The organism is Treponema succinifaciens DSM 2489, from assembly GCF_000195275.1.
Taxonomy (GTDB): Bacteria; Spirochaetota; Spirochaetia; order Treponematales; family Treponemataceae; genus Treponema_D; species Treponema_D succinifaciens.
This window is the reverse complement of sequence record NC_015385.1, coordinates 25,338-42,159: the sequence shown is the minus strand read 5'-3', so window position 1 is coordinate 42,159 and position 16,822 is coordinate 25,338. Positions and strand designations below refer to the sequence as shown.

Below are 16,822 nucleotides of genomic sequence, written 5' to 3'. Positions count from 1 at the left end.
GAATCGCAATTTTAGCTGATTTCAAGAGGATAAAAGCATTATTGGATTAATTATGCTAGGAAACTTTTTTTATATGGTGCTTTTGGCTTTGAAACAACCTTTGCATACTTATTTGTTGAAAATAAAATGTATTTTGAATAAATTTATTATATGAAGAAAAAACTAAAACTTTTTAAACGTTTTATTTACAGCCGTGTGGTTTTCTGCTTTTTGCTGCTTGCAATGCAGATTTGCATGTATTTGTTTTTCATAATAAAATTTTCTCCATATTTCTTTTATTTTGCCGGAGTCAACTTGATTTTAAGCTTTACTTTTATGGCTTATCTTTCAAACTGTGAAGGAAAAAACGAATTCAAAATCGCGTGGCTTCTTCCAACGATGATTTTTCCACTGTTCGGAATTTCACTTTATATCTATACAAAAATGGCGACACGTAATGCTAGACTTAAAAACAAAATTGAACAGAGCAAGATTCAAACTTGGAAATTCGTTCCAAAGCCTACGGAAACAAAATCAGCATTTCCTGAAATTTCCGACCTCGCATTTTATCTTTACGAAAGCGGAAACTTTCCTGTATACACAGATTCCGATGTTGAATATTTCTCATGCGGGGAAGATTTTTTTCCTGATTTCATGCAGGAACTTAAAAACGCAAAGGAATTTATTTTTCTGGAATTTTTTATAATAACGCCCGATGATTCATGGCAGAAAATTCTTGAAATTCTAAAGCAAAAAGTCACCGAAGGAGTAGAAGTCAGGGTTCTTTACGACGGAATAGGTTCTGTGCTCGCGTCCACAAAAGTTTACCATAAATATTTAGCAAGCCTTGGAATAAAGTCAAAAATTTATATGCCGCTGACTCCAGTTTTTAATCTGCAGCAAAACAACCGCGACCACAGAAAAATTGCAGTGATTGACGGAAAAATTTCCTACACAGGCGGACTGAATCTTGCAAACGAATATTTTAATTTTGGACAAAACAAGTTTTCATATTGGAAAGATTCCGCAGTAAAAATCCGAGGAAACGCGACAAAAACTTACACTGCGCTTTTTCTGCAAATGTGGAATCTTGCAAAATTTCCAGAAAAAAAATTTAATAAAAGCTATGAAAAATTTTTTCCGGCAATAAAAGAAAATTCCAAAGAAGGACTTTTGATTCCTTACGCAGACAACGCTTACAACGAAAAAGACATTGCGGAAAATATCTGTCTCTACATTTTGTCAAAGGCAACAAGAAATGTCTGCATAACAACTCCGTATATCATAATTGACAATCAGCTTAAAAGTGCGCTGATTTTTGCGGCTAGCAGAGGAATAAATGTTTCGCTTATCGTTCCTTCCAAGCCTGACCATTTTTTGACATTCTGCATCGGAAAAACTTTTTTAAAGACGCTTGTTGAAAACGGAGTTCATGTTTATCTTTATTTGCCGGGATTTATACATTCAAAGCTTTTTACAAGCGACGGAAAAATAGCAACCGTAGGCTCAATAAACCTTGACTACAGAAGCCTTTTCCATCACTTTGAAGACGGACTTCTTATTTACAAGAAATCCGTTATAGAAAAAATTCAGCGCGACATTGAGCTTACAAAACTTTCATGTAAAGAAATGACTTTGGACGACTACAAAAAACTTCCGCTGATTGTAAAAATGCTTGGAAGAATTTTTAGAATTTTTGCGCCGCTAGTTTAGAAATTTCGTTCAACTTTTAATCCACCACTCGTAAAGCCTTGCATCGTTGTTAAGTTCCGGATGAAAACTAAGCGCAGTTTGATTTTTGAACTTTGCGGCAACAATTTTTCCGTCAACTTTTGAAAGAACTTCAACATCTTCCCGGGCACTTTCAATATAAGGCGCACGGATAAAAGTCATTGGAATTTTTCCAAGATTTCCGAATGTCTCTTCTGTAAAAAAACTTCCAAGCTGGCGGCCGTAAGCATTTCTTTTTACGCAAACCGGCATTGTTCCAAAATGCACACGCGAATCATTTTCAATTTTTTCAGCAAGAAGAATAAGACCTGCACAAGTTGCAAGAACTTTTGCCCCGGATTCAATGATCTGCTTTAACGGCTCGAACATTTCAAGTTCATGCAAAAGCTTTCCTTGAACAGTGCTTTCTCCGCCCGGAAGAATAAGAGCATCAAAGTCTTTTTCCAAGTCTGATTTTTTTCTAAGCTCAAAACAAGGCACGCCCAAAGACTCAAGAATTTTTTCATGCTCTAAAAACGCGCCTTGAAGCGCAAGAACTGCCGCTCTCATTTTCCGCGCTCTGCCATAAGAATGGCGATTTCACTTTCATTGATTCCAACCATAGCTTCACCCAAATCTTCTGAAAGCTGGGCAATAAGCTTTGCGTCATTGAAATTTGTAACAGCCTTTACAATTGAAGCCGCTCTTTTCTTTGGATTTCCTGACTTGAAAATTCCAGAACCTACAAAAACTCCTTCCGCGCCAAGCTGCATCATAAGAGCCGCATCAGCAGGAGTCGCAACGCCACCCGCTGCAAAATTAACAACAGGGAGCCTTTTGTTTTCATGCACAAACTTTACAAGCTCGTAGGAAACCTGAAGGGTTTTCGCCTCTTCATAAAGCTCGTCTTCACGCATAGAAACAATTCTTGAAATTTCAGAATTCATTTTTCTCATGTGGCGGACAGCCTGAATTATATCTCCAGTTCCCGGCTCACCTTTTGTTCTAATCATTGATGCGCCTTCGCTGATTCTTCTTAATGCTTCGCCCAAATCTTTTGCACCGCATACAAACGGAACTTTAAAATTCTTTTTGTTGATATGATAAACATCATCAGCTGGAGAAAGAACTTCACTTTCATCTATATAGTCAATTTCAATTGCTTCCAAAATCTGTGCTTCCACAAAATGCCCGATGCGGCACTTTGCCATTACAGGAATTGAAACCGCTTCCTGAATTCCTTTTATCATTTTTGGATCGCTCATTCTGGAAACGCCGCCAGCAGCTCTTATGTCCGCCGGAATCCTCTCAAGAGCCATTACTGCGCAAGCTCCCGCTTCTTCCGCAATTTTTGCCTGCTCTGGAGTTGTAACGTCCATAATCACGCTGCCTTTAAGCATCTGGGCAAGATTTTTATTCAATTCATACTGTTTTCCTGATTCCATATTTTTCCTCGCTTTATTTATTTGTAAAGAAACTAACAAAAATCTGGTATGATATAAATATTCAGTTTTATTAAATTTTGATAATACCAGTTAAATTTTATTTTCCGCAAAAAAATCCCCGGAAATCTATAAAAGAAAACCGGGGAAAGCTTAGTTAAAGAAAATTATTTTAATGCATTGAATCCATTTTCCAAGTCGGCAATTATATCATCGATATGTTCAGTTCCAATAGAAAGGCGGATTGTGTTCTGGGCAATTCCTTGCTCTGCAAGCTCCGCATCAGAAAGCTGACTATGGGTTGTTGAAGCCGGATGAATAACAAGCGATTTTACATCCGCAACATTTGCAAGCAAACTGAAAATCTTCAGGCTGTCAATAAATTTCCATGCCTCTTCTTTTCCGCCCTTGATATTAAAAGTAAAAATACTTGCACCGCCGTTCGGAAAATATTTTTCATAAAGCGCATGGTCAGGATGTTCCGGCAACGAAGGATGATTCACTTTTTCAACAAGCGGATTATTTTTCAAATACCCAACAACTTTCTTTGTGTTTTCAACATGACGTTCAATTCTAAGCGACAAAGTTTCCACACCTTGAAGAAGAAGAAAAGCATTGAACGGAGAAATCGCAGCTCCTGTATCACGCAGCAGAATCGCGCGGATATAAGTTGCAAATGCGGCTTTTCCAGCAGCCTTGGCAAATGAAACTCCATGGTAGCTTGGGTTAGGCTCTGAAATCCAAGGATAGCGGCCGGATTTATCCCAGTCAAAATTTCCAGAGTCAACTATAATTCCGCCGAGAGTTGTTCCATGTCCGCCTATAAATTTTGTCGCTGAATGCACAACAATGTCCGCGCCATGTTCAATCGGACGAATCAAATACGGAGTTCCAAAAGTATTGTCAATAACCAGCGGAAGTCCGTGCTTGTGCGCAATTTCTGCAATAGCGTCAATGTCTGGAATGTCAGAATTCGGATTTCCCAAAGTTTCAATATAAACAGCTTTTGTGTTAGGCTGAATCGCATCTTCAAGCTCAGAAAGATTGTGCGCGTCAACAAAAGTTGTTGTTATTCCATAAAGCGGCAAAGTATGGGCAAGCAAATTGTAGCTTCCACCGTAAATTGTTTTTTGCGCAACAATATGCTCGCCTTGTTTTGCCAAAGCCTGAATTGCATAAGTTATAGAAGTCGCACCGGAAGAAACTGCAAGAGAAGCAACTCCGCCTTCAAGAGCCGCAATTCTTTTTTCAAGAACATCTTGTGTTGAATTCGTCAAGCGTCCGTAAATATTTCCAGCATCCTTTAAACCAAAGCGATCCGCCGCATGCTGTGAATTATGAAATACATAGCTCGTTGTCTGATAAATTGGAACAGCCCTTGAATCTGTAGCCGGGTCAGCGTTTTCCTGTCCTACGTGAAGTTGAAGCGTTTCGAATTTGTAACTCATATTTTCCTCCAGGCAAAGTTTTATTTTCTGAGGAAAGAATAGCAAATTTAAAAAGGAATGAATAATATTAAATTTTTATGCGGAGATATAGATTTTTTTTATAACAACTTACGCCTTCAAATAAGACTTCAACTGTTCAATATATTCTTCGCCTGTCTTTGAAAGAATTATATTTTTCTTTAGAATATATCCGATTTCCATTACGCTGTTCGGATTTTCCTTGTCAGATTTAAAAGGAACCGCAACAAAATTAGAGCCATTCAGTTCTTCGCAAATTATTCCTGAGCAAAGAGTGTATCCGTTCAAACCAACCATGAGATTTAAATTTGTAGCTCGGTCGCTTGTCTTGATTGTTTTTGGATATTCATTTTCTGTGAGAATTTCCTCTGCAAAATAAAACGAACTGTTTCCACCCTGATCAAAAGAAAGGCACGGATAATCTTTTAGCTCTTCAAGAGAAATTGAAGTTTTTTTTGCTAGCGGATGATTTTTCCAAAGATAAACGTAAGCCTTGCAGTCAATAAGCTTTTCAAAAACAAGATCATTTGCATTTAAAATTTTCTTGATCGCCTTTCTGTTGAAATCGCTCATATAAAGAATTCCAATTTCACTTTTTTGGGTCGCAACATTTTCGATCACGTCAAGAGTCTTTGTTTCAAAAATTGAAAACTCATATTCTGAAGTTCCGAATTTTTTTACAAGCTCAACAAAAGATTTTGTGGCAAAAGAATAATGCTGGCATGACACGCTGAATTTTTTCTTGCGCTGAAATCCTTCCCCGAATTTTTCCAAAAGATTTTCATACTGCGCATAAATCTGACGGGCGTACTGAATGAATTCCTTTCCGTCTTGCGTCAAAGAAATTCCCTTGCTTGAACGGTTGAAAATTGAAATGTTGAATTCCTTTTCAACTTCTTTTATCGCTGATGTAAGCGAAGGCTGTGAAACATAAAGATTTTCCGCCGCCTTGTTAAAAGAGCCAGATTCTGAAACGCCTATAATGTAATGAAGCTGTTGCAATGTCATAAAAATATCCTAATATAAATTTTAAAATTGATACAAAAAATGACTATTGTTATTTTAATTAACTAACGATAGTTTTAAGGCGGATTTTCATTCAGTTTTCAAACTTCCGTTAGTTAACTTCTGTAAAAAACAACTGCATCCTTCCCAAATATCGTTAAAAGTTGCATCAAAATTTCCTGTATACCAAGGATCGGCAATATTTCCGGGACGCAAAGTAAAATCAAGCAAAAGAAAAATATTTTTATTAAAACTGCTTCCCAAAATACGCTGAATATTTTTTAAGTTAAAACTGTCCATTCCAATTATAAAGTCGTATTTTTCAGCATCAGACTTTTTCATTTGAACAGCTTTATGCGGAAAAACCGGAATTCCCTGCTGCGCAAGTTTTTTCAAAGTTCCAGGATGCGGCGGATTTCCAATTTCTTCCGTGCTTGTAGCTTTTGATTCAATTAAAAAATTGTTTTCAAGCCCGGCTTTTTTTACAAGAAATTTCATTATAAATTCAGCCATTGGAGAACGGCAGATATTTCCGTGGCAAACAAAAAGGATTTTTATCATAGCTTCTATTCCAAAATCGTAATTTCTACACGGCGGTTTTTAGCTTTTCCTTCCGGTGTTGAATTGTCCGCAATCGGTTTTGTTCCGCCCGAGCCTTTGCAGATAAATTTTTCACGCGGAATTCCTCTTTGAATCAAAGCGTTTGCAACAGAATTTGCGCGCTCAACAGAAAGCTTCATTTCGCCCTTTTCATAGCCAACGCTTGCCGTATGTCCTTCCACAAGGAACATCTGATCGGGAACTTCTTTTAGAACCTGCGCAATTTGATCCAGCCGCTCGTTTTCTCCAGGCAAAAGTTCCGAGCTGTCCGGCTTAAAATTCAAATTCTGCATTGTAAGACGGATTCCTGCCGCAGTGTTTTCCACAATGACTTTTTTTTCTGACTTTGAATTTGAAGAAGAATTTTTTCCTGCTGAAATTTTCGACTGAATCTCATCCGCAGAATCCTTTTTTTTCTGAGGATGATTTTTTGCTCCATAAGTTTGATTTTCATTTTTTGCAATTTTCTTTTCAGCATAAGAATTATTTCTTCTTGAATTCGCGCCAGATTCAAAATCATTTTTTTCAATTGAACCGCTAGATTTTTTTTCACTTTCAATCCAGCTGCTTTCATTAACAGGTTTTTCAAGAATTTCTTTAATCTCTTTTTCCGAAACAGAAGCTACACGCTGCAACGCCGGAATAAGCTTGTTTTTGTCGTAAGCCGGCGGATATTCCGTGAACATTGAAATCGAGCCTTTAAACGAATAGATGTTGCCGTCATTGTAAATAAAAGTTTCGTCAACCATATCGCGGACAACAAGAGCATTCCCGCTTTTTTTGCTCACATACATTGTCGCCTTGTGGCTTCCTTGCGCTGATTTTAAATCCTTGTCGCCTGCAAAATCCCAGTAGGAAATTCCATAGCGAGTTGCCCATTGCGCGCTAAAAACATAAACTTCCTCTCCGTGAAAAAGTTCATCCTTAAGATAAGTGTATTCAACTAAAATCGGAAGCTTTGTAAAAATTCCTTTGTTAAGCGGATCAACAACTCGCTCAGCTTTTGCCTGCCATTTGTCTCCAATGCTTATGCGCTGATTTGTAAAAGCCGGAAAACTTCTAAAAGACGGATAGCCGTTGTCAACAAGCATTGTCAGAATTCCATCCGAAGAAATTTTAAAGCTTGAAGGAACAGCACCATTTATGCCAAGATTCACTTCTCGTGAATTTCGCTTTGTGGCTTCGTCTATAAAAAAACTTCCGTCATAATATCTGTCTGAAATTTTTCCGCCGGAAGGAACAGAAGTCGGAGCAATAAAAGAGCGGACTTCCCGGCTAACCAGTCCTGTATATTTTCCATTGTCGTAGCGTCTTACATCGGTGCGCTCAATATAAACATAGCTTCCGCTTCCATTGTATTTTAAAAGCACATTCTGGCAAAAAACATTCTGAAAAAACAAAAAAAATATTGCTGACAAAAAAATTTTCTTCATGTTTAAATTATCGGCAGTAATGACACAATCTTTTATTTTTTATAGAATAGAATTTATGTCAGAAAAAAATGCAGCTTTAATAAGAACACATCTTCCTGGATTTTATAAAACACTTTTTTCACTTGCGCTTCCAATCACTCTTCAAAACTTAATGCAAGTTTTTGTAAATATGCTGGACACAATCATGGTTGGGCAGCTTGGAGCCGCAGAAATCGCATCAGTAGGACTTGGAAATCAAATTTACTTTATACTGAACATGATTCTTTTTGGAACATCTTCAGGCGGCGCAATTTTTATTTCGCAGTTCTGGGGAAAAAACGACATAAAAGGAATTCAAAAAACGCTCGGAATAATGCTCGGATTTTCAATTTTTGTTTCCATTGTTTTTACAATAGCGGCTTTGTTTATTCCGGAATTTTTAATCAGCCTTTATTCAAAAGATCCGGTTGTAATTTTGTATGGCGCAAAATATTTAAGATATGTTGCAATAAGCTATATTTTTCTTGCAATAAGTTTTCCGTTTGAATTCGCATTTAAAAGCACAAACCATGCGTATCTTCCGATGATATGCACAACAATTTCAATTATCCTGAATGCAGTTTTCAATTACATTTTTATATTCGGATTAAAAACTGAATTTTTCACAATCGCGCCAATGGGAGTCGCCGGAGCCGCAATCGGAACTGTAATTTCACGGGCAGCCGGAACTTCTGTACTTTTGATATATTCTTCTTTGAAAAAATTTGAAATTCTAGGATCTTTAAAAAACTATTTTTCTTTCAGCAAGAAATTTGTTTTAAAATATATTTCAGTCGCATTGCCAGTATTGCTGAACGAAACCGCCTGGGGAATGGGTATAACATTTCAGAATTCAATTTTCGCGCATACGGGAACAGACGCAATCGCCGCATTCAATATAACCGGAACAATTTCTCAGCTAACTTGGGTTTTCTTTATAGGAACGGGAAACGCAGCCGGAATAATCCTTGGCAAAAAAATCGGAGCCGGGAATTTTGAAGAAGCAAAACTTTACACTTACAGATTCGCCTGGTTTCTTCCATCTTGCGCAGCTTTAATCGGACTTTTCCTTTATCCGCTTTCATCAATGCTTCCGTACATTTTTAATGTAGACTCTTCAATTCTCTTGCAGGCAAAAAAAATGCTCACGGAACTGATTTGCTTTTATCCGTTCAACGCGTTCTGTATGTTTTTTATTGTAGGATTCTGCCGCGCCGGAGGAGACACAAAATATGCCGCGTTCCATGATATTTTCTGGATGTGGTTCATTGCAATTCCCGCAGGATACATTGCCGCTTTTATTTTTCATCTGCCACCAAACATCATTTACTTGTGCTTGCTGTCAGAAGGATTCCTTAAAACTTTCGCAGGACTTTTGCGTCTTAAATCTGGAAAATGGCTCAAGGACATTACAAACTGAAAATGCCAAAGATTATCCAAGCCGCAAAAAACAGAGAGTTTTTTCTCAAGGCAGAAAATTTTCTTTTGCCGCACGAAAAAATTTGCAGCCAGCTTATGCAAATGGCAATGCAAAAAAGCAAAGAGCTTTATATAATTTTTGAAACTGAAATCCTAGGTGTTTTTAATTTTTCAGAAGGCGGAATTCTTACAAGTTTTATTCCAAGGCTCACAAAAGAAACTGAAAAAGAACTTTGCAACTTTTTTTCCAAAAAGAGAATTTCCTGCATAATGGGAGAAAAAAACGAAGCGGAAAAAATCAAAAAGCTAATTTTCAAGCTGAAAAAAATTCAGCCTAATGACACAAGAGAAATGCTTTTCATGGAATACACAAAAACCAAAAATATTTCAGCGCAAAATCTGGAAATTGCAGAATGCTCCTTGCAAGATGCCGAAAAACTTTTTCCGTTGCATATTTATTATACACAGGAAGAAGTTCTACCTGAATGGAAAAAAATAAATCTTGCGCTAGAAAGGCTTAAGCTTGAGAAAATTCTCCGCACACAGAAAGTTCTTGCAGTCAAACAAAAAAACTCATTTTGCGCAAAAGCCCAGACAAACGCAATTTCAAAAAACTTTATTCAGATTGGTGGAGTCTTTACAAAAAAAGAATTCCGCTCAAAAGGCTTAGCTTCTTGCCTTGTAAAAAAACTTGCTGAAGAATTTCAAACTGAAAATAAAAAATCAGTCTTATTCGTAAACAAAAAAAACAAACCGGCAATCTGCGCATACAAGAAAGCCGGCTTTTCAGCGTTTGCAAAATACGAAATGCTTTACTACAAATAAATTTATTTTTTCATTATAGCGTCAATGCTAGAAATGCAAATTCCACGCAGACCGTTTTTTTCAAGAGAATCCACGCCACAGATTGTAGTTCCGCCCGGAGAACAAACCGCATCTTTTAAAATTCCAGGGTGAGCTTCTGTTTTTAGCTGAAGCTTCGCGCTGCCAAGCATTGTCTGTGAAACAATTTTATAAGCCGTCTGCCTTGAGATTCCGTATTTAACAGCGGCATCTGCATAGGATTCAATTATCAAATCCATAAACGCCGGACCGCATCCGCTTATTGCGCCTCCAATTCCCATAAGGCTTGCAGGAAGCTCTTCTATAATTCCAAGCGAAGAAAACAAGTCTTTTATTTCCTTAAGCTCACCTGCATTTAAAGAATTTTCCTTTTCAAAAAGCATCACGCCTTCTCCAACCATCGCAGGAGTATTCGGCATTATGCACTGAACACGCACATCGTCCCCAAGAATTCCATGGAACTTTTCGTAGCTCCAACCCGCCGCAACAGAAACCAAAACTTTTCCAAAAAGCCTGCCCTGTATTTCAGAAAGAACGCCTTCTATCTGGTAAGGCTTGCACGACATTATAAAAACATCGCATGAATCAGCCAAGGACAAAATACTTTCGCACGGAATAAATCCAATTTCACCGGCATTTTTTTTAAGCTTTTCCTGATTCGGAGCAAAGGCAAAAATATTTTCTTTCTGGATTTTCCTTGAAGCTATAAAACCAGACGCAATCGCCTTCGCCATGTTTCCCATTCCAATGAATCCGATTTTCATTTGCTGCCTCCCATTATCGCATTAAACAAAGCGTTTTCATCAGCCGTAAAAACAGTAGCCTTCAATTCCCCGCTGCAAAGTTTTTCCAAAGCCTTTTCTTTTTTTCCATTTGCAAGTATGAGTGGAATTCCAGAAGCCGTCGTCTTTTTTGCCGCCTCAATTTTTGTAGAAATGCCGCCGGTTCCAAAAGAGCTTTTTCCGTTGATTGTAATCTGATTTTTTAGCTCATTGATATTTTCAACAGTTTCAACAAGAACGGCATTTTCATTTGTCTTAGGATTGTCCGTATAGATTCCGTCGATGTCGCTGAAAAGAATCAGCAAGTCCGCGCTCCAAAGAACAGCAGTAAGCGCGCTAAGATTGTCGTTGTCTCCGATGCAAAATTCATCAGTCGCAACAGAGTCATTTTCATTTATAACCGGAACAACACCCTCGTCAACAAGCGTGAACAAAGTGTTCCTTATATTCAAAGTGCGGTGGGAATCCATGAAGTCCTCTTTTGTAAGAAGAAGCTGAGCCGCATGAAGATTCTGTTTGCCGAACGATTCGCGCCATTTGTCCATAAGCTCAACCTGACCAATCGCGCACAAAGCCTGCCTGTAGTGAATGTCGCCCTTATGCGCCCAGCCGCTTATCGTGGAAAGTCCTGCAACCTGCGCTCCTGAAGAAACAACAATGACTTGCTTTCCCCTTGAAATTAAAGCCGCACATTCCGAGGCAAAAGACTCCATAAAGTCCACATTGATTGTTCCGTCATTCTTTGCAAGCGTGTTGCTTCCGATTTTTATTACTATTTTCCTAGCCTTGTCTATAACTTCCTGCGGTGTCATAAAACTTCCTTAAAATTTGGTTAAAAAAATACAAAAAAAACTGAAATGCGATATTTGTAAAACAAATTCAATATTCAATCTTACAAAATTTATATCACATCATGGAATTTTATAAAAGAAGGGAAAAATTCCTTAAGGAATAAGACCTGCAAAGACCGGAGCAAGAATTACCGTGAGGATTCCAGCGATTCCGATTGAAAGACCGCTCATGGCTCCTTCAACTTCGCCAATTTCAATTGCCTTGGAAGTTCCAAGAGCATGGGAAGCAGTTCCTATCGCAACTCCCTTGGCAACAGGCTCAGTTATCCTGAAAATCTTGCAGACCTGAACGGCAAAAAGGTTTCCGAGGTTTCCAGTAAGAACAACCATCACGACAATTACAGGAATTATTCCGTTCAACTCTTCTGTTATTCCAAGCGCAATCGCAGTTGTAAGCGACTTGCCTAAAAGCGAAACATATTCCGTGTGCTCCATTTTGAATAGAAGGCAGAAAAGAAAAATCAGAACTAAATTGACTACAACGCCGCATAAAATTCCGCACAGAACAGCAAGCCAGTTTTCCTTGAGTTTTTCAACTTGCTCGTACAAGGGAATCGCAAGGCAGACTGTCGCAGGAGTAAGAAGGCAGGCTATAAAATTCGCACCGGCAGCATAAGATTCATAGGGAATTTTTGCGGCTACAAGAAAAGCAATGCAAAGAACAATCGAAACAATCAAAGGGCTGAACAGAAAGAATTTTGTCTTCTTGCTGATTACAATTCCGAGCGCGTAGGAAATCAAAGTCAAAAATATCCCGAAATAAATGGAGTTCATAAAAAAATCTTTCATCGCTAGTTTTCCTTTGAAGTCTTTTTATTCTTTGCGCGGATTATAAGCTGAACGATATGACCTGTAATTACCATGACGCAAAAAGTGGTAACCACGGCAATCACCAAAAAACATAAGCCGTATTTTTTCATAACAGGAAACGCCGTCATAAATCCAACACTAGAAGGAACAAACATCACGGGCATCATGACAAGAAGAAAATCTCCGGCTTCCTTTACCTGATGAAGCTTTATAATTTTCAGCTCCAGGCAAAAGAACAAAATAACAAGTCCATAAATGCTTGCAGGAACGGGCAGGGGAATAAGCATGTTGAGAATTTCCCCGATAAAAGAAATAGAAATTATAAGTGCAAACTGAAACGCGTATTTCATTTTTACCTCTAAAAAAGTTAGTTAAAGCTCTGAAATTTTTTCAATTAAAAGCTGCGGTGTAAGTGCAAAGTTGTTCTTCACTTTTTCCGAAGCAAAGCTATGTGCCAAGGATGCTGTTACAGCCGCATTCACACAATCATATCCCTGTGCAAGAAGAGAAGCAATAAGTCCTGAAAGAATATCTCCAGTTCCGCCTTTTGCAAGTGAATTATTCCCATAAGGATTTAGATAAATTTTTACGCGTCCTTCATTCTTTGACCACGTTCCAATTAAAACAACTGCGCCTTTTAAAACAAGAACTGAATCCTTGAATTTTCCGCAGAAAAGCTTTATAAGCTCAATTCTTTTTTCAACAATTTCCTGAACTGAAAATTTTCCAAAACCGCAATTTTCAAGTAGAGCAGAAAATTCTTTTGGATGCGGAGTCAAAACAAAATTTCCTCGCTCTGTCAAAAGATTTAAAATTTCCTTGTAATAAAAAATGTCAGCGTCAAGAACGCATGGAATATTTTTGTTTTCTTTAAAAAAATCAAAATATTTTTGGAAGCTAGGATTTTTTCTTCCGAATCCGCATCCAAGCACAAGAGCCGTTGTGTTTTCAGGAAGCTCCAAGGAAGCCATAATATTCATAAAGCCTGAATCTTCAATCCCCACAAGAGTAACCAAGCCAGCTCCAAAAGCAAACGCGGAATTCGCAGCAATTTTTGCAGCTCCCGTTTTTTCGCCAGCGGCAAGCGCAACGTGCCCAAATGTTCCTTTGTGGACATTTTGCATTTTTCTAAACGGAAGTTTCATTTCTTCTTTTTCAAGCAGAAAAGCATCAGGTGTTTCAAGGAATTCAAAATTGTTCCTGCTTATTCCAAGATTACAGACTTTTACTTTTCCGCAGAAATCTTTTGCCTTGTCGCTGAACAGGCTAAGTTTCAATGCTCCCATTGCAACAGTTTCATCAGCACGAAAAACAATTTTTCCATTTCCATCTGAATCAAGTCCGCTTGGAACATCGCACGAAACTTTAAAGGCTTCTATTTTATTTGCACTCTGTATAACAGCTTCTGACTCTGCATCCAAAGGCAAGTGAAATCCACTGTCATAAACACAGTCAACAACAACGCTAATATCGAAACTTTTTTCTTCTACAAAAGAATCCAAGTCATAAGGCGAAATAAAAGAAACTCCAAGAAGTTCAGCGCGTTTTTTTTGAACTTTTGCAATTTCTGAAGAAGGCTCTCCAATGCAGCAAACCGCCACACAAAAATCATGGCAAGAAAGCCTTCGTGCAAGAACATAACCGTCAGCTCCGTTGTTTCCGCGTCCTGCAAGAATCAAAACACAAGGGCGGTTTATGTACCGCGAACTTTCATGGAAAACGTGAGGCATAACGCAAGACTCAAGTTCCTGCGCCGCATTTTCCATCATAAGCTCTTCTGTTAAATAAAATTTTTCGCGTGATTTTTTATCAAGAATTCTGGTATCAAAAAAAATATTCTGCATATCAAAATTATATCATTCAAAAAAAATAAAAGGAATATTTTTACAAACTAAAAAGCAACGCAAGAATTTCTTTTTCAAGTGCAGCCGGATTTTTTTTGTCTTCCGCAGAAACTAAAAAAGTTTTTAAAGGAAGCATTGGACATGAAGAATAAAAAATTATTTTATCTGAAAACAAAACTGCTTCTTTTATTTCGTTTGCAGCAAAAATTACAGTCTGAGGATTTTCTTTTTGTCGCTCCAAAATAAATTCAATGCATTTCTTTTTTACTGAAAAATCCAAAAACTGAAACGATTCATCAAGCAAAAGAATTCCACTTGGAAAAGCAACCGCGCGCGCAAGAGAAACACGCTGCCTTTCTCCGCCGGAAATTTTTTCCACACAAGATTTTTCTTTTCCATTCAACCCAAAATTATTTAAAATATTCTGCGTTATTTCAAATGATTTTTTTCTTCCAAAAATATTTAAAAGCGGAAGTTGCACATTTTGAAAAACACTAAGATTCAAAAATAAATTTGGAGTTTGCATTGAATAAGAAACAGAAGAAAAATTTTCAGACACAAAATCAAGCAACGTTGTTTTTCCGCTTCCGCTTGGCGAGACAATTGAAGTTATTTTTTTCTGGTCAAAGTTTTCTGAATAATTTTTAAAAATAAATTTTCCATCATGCTCAATGCAAAAATTTTTTAACTCCACAAAAAATTCTTTTTCTAAAGAAAGATGAGGCAGTTTAAAAAAATCAGACTGAAAATAAAAATTTATAAAATTCTTGTAAAATTTTTTTAAGGCAAAAAAGAAAATCAAAAGAATTTTTTCACTTAAAAAACCGAGCAAAACAATAAAAATTGTAACAGCAAAAACTTTTGAAATTTCAAGAACAACCTGAAAATTCTGAAGCTGGCTTCCAAGCGCAAATTTTGGAACAGAAAGAACTTCCGCGGCGGCAACAGCTTTCCAAATCATTCCGCAGGAATTTTCCATTGCGTCCTTTAAAAATTCTTTAGCATAAGGAATTTTCAAAAATAAAAATTTCTGCATTTCTGTAATTTTAAAAATCGTGCAGACGTTTTCCATTTTTTTGTCTTCAAATGAAAATCCCGAAAAAGCCGATGTAAACATAACAGGAAAAGACAAAAGCACCGCGGCAAAAACCGGTACAGAATCAGAGCCAAGCCAAAAAAGAACAATCAAAATTACAGAAACAAGCGGAACCGAGCGGATAAACGTAAGAGGAAGTTCAAAAAAAAATTTCAAAACAGAAAATTTAGTGCATAAAAAACCAAATAAAATTCCTAGAAAAGACGAAATAAAAAATGCGCAGAAAACTCTAAAAAAAGTAAAAGCTAAAGATTTAAGAAAATTTTTTTCCACAGCAAGAGAAAAAAAATCCGCGGCGACAGATTCGGGAGAAGGAAGAACCAAAGGAGAATCTATCACCAGTGAAAAAAATTTCCAAAGCAAGAAAAAAAATGCAATAGAAAAAACAAAAATCTTTTTTTTATTCAAAATAAAATCCGCCGTCTGGAAGTTTTCCGCCAACAGAAGCAGGCTCAAATTCCATAAACACAGAAAGCAGTTTTTCAATTTCGTTTCTTGCAGTATTTCCTGTTTCAAAAACAAAGGCGCATTTTGGAATTGCTTTTTCTACAATTCGCGCATTTAATCCAAGCTGAAATTTTTCTACAAGCGGACCTGCTTCCTTTGGATTTTTTAAAGTCCACTCTGAAGCTTTTTTATATTCTTCAAGAAACTTTTTTACTTTTTCAGGATTTGATTTTGCAAAATTCGCATTCACGGCAATAAGCGTCATAGGAAAATTTTCAATTTCAGAAAGCGCAAAAAATTCCTTCTGAAAATCAACTGCCCTGAAAATATTTTTATCTTTTTCACAGGCAACAGTTGCAAACGGCTCGGGAACAACCGCATACTGAATTTTTCCCAAAATTAAAGAAGGCGCAATCTCAGCATTCGGAACTGAATAAGAAAGCCGGACGCTGTTTTTTGTTCCGTCAAATTTTATTTTGTTTTGTTTTAAAATATAGCGGAACATAAAATCTGGAGTCGCTCCCTGGCCCGCAACAAAAATTTCTTTTCCTTTTAAATCTTTGAGCCTCTTAATGGAAGAATCTTTTGTTACAAGACTTACCATTCCGTTTCCGCAGACAGCAGCCATCAAAACCGCGCCTTTATTTACGTTGTAAACTTTCGCAGCAACATTCGGCGGAAGAAATCCAATTTCAACTTCGCCTTTTATAAGTTTTGGCAAAAGAAAATTCGCGCCTGAAAAAACTTCATATTCCGCATTGTCAGAAAAATTTTCCATTAAATATGCAGAAGGAATTCCGCTTGGTCCTTTTAACACTCCGATTTTCTGCGGAAAACAAAATGCAAAACAAACAAACAGACTAAAAAATAAACAAGAAAATTTTTTCATACAAGGCATTTTAGTGTTTTTTTAAATTTTATAGAAGATAAAAATTTCCACTTGAAACAAAATATAAACTTAGATAATATATAAAAACAAACAGATTTTCTGTATTCGGGGTATTAGCTCATCTGGTAGAGCGATTGGTTCGCAATCAATAGGTGGTCGGTTCGAGTCCGATATACTCCATCTCTGAA

General features: G+C 37.2%; 16 protein-coding genes and 1 tRNA gene. 4 read left to right on the top strand and 13 right to left on the bottom strand.

The features are described 5' to 3' along the window. Positions 1–150 precede the first annotated feature (150 nt). Positions 151–1,692 carry a phospholipase D-like domain-containing protein gene (locus TRESU_RS00200; protein ID WP_013700319.1) on the top strand — a complete coding sequence of 514 codons (1,542 nt, stop codon included), beginning with the start codon at positions 151–153 and terminating at the stop codon, positions 1,690–1,692. 9 nt (positions 1,693–1,701) lie between these two features. On the opposite strand, the gene pdxT is transcribed toward TRESU_RS00200, so the two are convergent. From pdxT to TRESU_RS00170, 6 genes are all read right to left on the bottom strand, one after another. After that, positions 1,702–2,259 carry a pyridoxal 5'-phosphate synthase glutaminase subunit PdxT gene (gene pdxT, locus TRESU_RS00195; RefSeq protein ID WP_013700318.1) on the bottom strand — a complete coding sequence of 186 codons (558 nt, stop codon included), beginning with the start codon at positions 2,257–2,259 and terminating at the stop codon, positions 1,702–1,704. After that, positions 2,256–3,134 (bottom strand): pyridoxal 5'-phosphate synthase lyase subunit PdxS, encoded by an 879-nt coding sequence (pdxS, locus tag TRESU_RS00190; protein ID WP_013700317.1) that lies wholly within the window; start codon positions 3,132–3,134, stop codon positions 2,256–2,258. The genes pdxT and pdxS overlap by 4 nt, the downstream gene beginning before the upstream one ends. A 164-nt stretch (positions 3,135–3,298) precedes the next feature. Then, positions 3,299–4,579, bottom strand: a complete 1,281-nt coding sequence (locus TRESU_RS00185) for an O-acetylhomoserine aminocarboxypropyltransferase/cysteine synthase family protein (RefSeq protein WP_013700316.1) — start codon at positions 4,577–4,579, stop codon at positions 3,299–3,301. A gap of 108 nt (positions 4,580–4,687) precedes the next feature. Then, complete coding sequence (locus TRESU_RS00180; protein WP_013700315.1) at positions 4,688–5,605, bottom strand: LysR family transcriptional regulator; 918 nt, start codon at positions 5,603–5,605, stop codon at positions 4,688–4,690. An 87-nt stretch (positions 5,606–5,692) separates the two neighbouring features. Further along, the gene (locus TRESU_RS00175; RefSeq protein WP_013700314.1) at positions 5,693–6,163 is read right to left on the bottom strand and encodes a low molecular weight protein-tyrosine-phosphatase; all 471 of its coding nucleotides are present in this window, start codon (positions 6,161–6,163) and stop codon (positions 5,693–5,695) included. A gap of 5 nt (positions 6,164–6,168) precedes the next feature. Beyond that, positions 6,169–7,635 carry an OmpA family protein gene (locus tag TRESU_RS00170; protein WP_013700313.1) on the bottom strand — a complete coding sequence of 489 codons (1,467 nt, stop codon included), beginning with the start codon at positions 7,633–7,635 and terminating at the stop codon, positions 6,169–6,171. Positions 7,636–7,690: 55 nt separating this feature from the next. Here TRESU_RS00170 and TRESU_RS00165 point away from each other — a divergent pair, with 55 nt between their 5' ends. Together TRESU_RS00165 and TRESU_RS13925 are read left to right on the top strand one after the other, a co-directional pair. Next, positions 7,691–9,073, top strand: a complete 1,383-nt coding sequence (locus TRESU_RS00165; RefSeq protein ID WP_052299468.1) for an MATE family efflux transporter — start codon at positions 7,691–7,693, stop codon at positions 9,071–9,073. Positions 9,074–9,075: 2 nt separating this feature from the next. Continuing rightward, positions 9,076–9,897: a GNAT family N-acetyltransferase gene (locus TRESU_RS13925; RefSeq protein ID WP_013700311.1), complete on the top strand. Its 822-nt coding sequence runs from the start codon at positions 9,076–9,078 to the stop codon at positions 9,895–9,897. 2 nt (positions 9,898–9,899) lie between these two features. On the opposite strand, the gene proC is transcribed toward TRESU_RS13925, so the two are convergent. The 7 genes from proC to TRESU_RS00125 all read right to left on the bottom strand — a co-directional run bounded on the left by proC (position 9,900) and on the right by TRESU_RS00125 (position 16,634). Beyond that, entirely contained in the window at positions 9,900–10,679 is a 780-nt protein-coding gene (gene proC / locus TRESU_RS00155; protein WP_013700310.1) for a pyrroline-5-carboxylate reductase, read from the bottom strand. Next, positions 10,676–11,509: a glutamate 5-kinase gene (gene proB / locus TRESU_RS00150; RefSeq protein ID WP_013700309.1), complete on the bottom strand. Its 834-nt coding sequence runs from the start codon at positions 11,507–11,509 to the stop codon at positions 10,676–10,678. Before proB ends, proC begins: the two co-directional genes overlap by 4 nt. Positions 11,510–11,641: 132 nt before the next feature. Continuing rightward, entirely contained in the window at positions 11,642–12,337 is a 696-nt protein-coding gene (locus tag TRESU_RS00145) for an LrgB family protein (protein ID WP_013700308.1), read from the bottom strand. Between the two features lie 2 nt (positions 12,338–12,339). Then, positions 12,340–12,708 (bottom strand): CidA/LrgA family protein, encoded by a 369-nt coding sequence (locus TRESU_RS00140; protein WP_013700307.1) that lies wholly within the window; start codon positions 12,706–12,708, stop codon positions 12,340–12,342. 21 nt (positions 12,709–12,729) lie between these two features. Continuing rightward, complete coding sequence (locus tag TRESU_RS00135; RefSeq protein WP_013700306.1) at positions 12,730–14,202, bottom strand: NAD(P)H-hydrate epimerase; 1,473 nt, start codon at positions 14,200–14,202, stop codon at positions 12,730–12,732. Positions 14,203–14,242: 40 nt separating this feature from the next. After that, complete coding sequence (locus tag TRESU_RS00130) at positions 14,243–15,454, bottom strand: ATP-binding cassette domain-containing protein (RefSeq protein ID WP_148228220.1); 1,212 nt, start codon at positions 15,452–15,454, stop codon at positions 14,243–14,245. Positions 15,455–15,698: 244 nt separating this feature from the next. Continuing rightward, on the bottom strand, positions 15,699–16,634 hold the full coding sequence (locus TRESU_RS00125) for an ABC transporter substrate-binding protein (RefSeq protein ID WP_013700304.1): 936 nt from the start codon (positions 16,632–16,634) through the stop codon (positions 15,699–15,701). 107 nt (positions 16,635–16,741) lie between these two features. Here TRESU_RS00125 and TRESU_RS00120 point away from each other — a divergent pair. Next, a tRNA-Ala gene (locus tag TRESU_RS00120) sits at positions 16,742–16,814 on the top strand. The last annotated feature ends 8 nt before the right edge of the window (positions 16,815–16,822 follow it).

What these genes read in the sequence shown, in the direction of transcription:
- TRESU_RS00125 (WP_013700304.1), bottom strand. Translation starts at nt 16,634, where the DNA reads ATGAAAAAATTTTCTTGTTTATTTTTTAGTCTGTTTGTTTGTTTTGCA.
- TRESU_RS00185 (WP_013700316.1), bottom strand. Translation starts at nt 4,579, where the DNA reads ATGAGTTACAAATTCGAAACGCTTCAACTTCACGTAGGACAGGAAAAC.
- TRESU_RS00140 (WP_013700307.1), bottom strand. Translation starts at nt 12,708, where the DNA reads ATGAAATACGCGTTTCAGTTTGCACTTATAATTTCTATTTCTTTTATC.
- TRESU_RS13925 (WP_013700311.1), top strand. Translation starts at nt 9,076, where the DNA reads ATGCCAAAGATTATCCAAGCCGCAAAAAACAGAGAGTTTTTTCTCAAG.
- pdxS (WP_013700317.1), bottom strand. Translation starts at nt 3,134, where the DNA reads ATGGAATCAGGAAAACAGTATGAATTGAATAAAAATCTTGCCCAGATG.
- TRESU_RS00165 (WP_052299468.1), top strand. Translation starts at nt 7,691, where the DNA reads ATGTCAGAAAAAAATGCAGCTTTAATAAGAACACATCTTCCTGGATTT.
- TRESU_RS00145 (WP_013700308.1), bottom strand. Translation starts at nt 12,337, where the DNA reads ATGAAAGATTTTTTTATGAACTCCATTTATTTCGGGATATTTTTGACT.
- TRESU_RS00200 (WP_013700319.1), top strand. Translation starts at nt 151, where the DNA reads ATGAAGAAAAAACTAAAACTTTTTAAACGTTTTATTTACAGCCGTGTG.
- pdxT (WP_013700318.1), bottom strand. Translation starts at nt 2,259, where the DNA reads ATGAGAGCGGCAGTTCTTGCGCTTCAAGGCGCGTTTTTAGAGCATGAA.
- proC (WP_013700310.1), bottom strand. Translation starts at nt 10,679, where the DNA reads ATGAAAATCGGATTCATTGGAATGGGAAACATGGCGAAGGCGATTGCG.
- TRESU_RS00135 (WP_013700306.1), bottom strand. Translation starts at nt 14,202, where the DNA reads ATGCAGAATATTTTTTTTGATACCAGAATTCTTGATAAAAAATCACGC.
- TRESU_RS00180 (WP_013700315.1), bottom strand. Translation starts at nt 5,605, where the DNA reads ATGACATTGCAACAGCTTCATTACATTATAGGCGTTTCAGAATCTGGC.
- proB (WP_013700309.1), bottom strand. Translation starts at nt 11,509, where the DNA reads ATGACACCGCAGGAAGTTATAGACAAGGCTAGGAAAATAGTAATAAAA.
- TRESU_RS00170 (WP_013700313.1), bottom strand. Translation starts at nt 7,635, where the DNA reads ATGAAGAAAATTTTTTTGTCAGCAATATTTTTTTTGTTTTTTCAGAAT.
- TRESU_RS00175 (WP_013700314.1), bottom strand. Translation starts at nt 6,163, where the DNA reads ATGATAAAAATCCTTTTTGTTTGCCACGGAAATATCTGCCGTTCTCCA.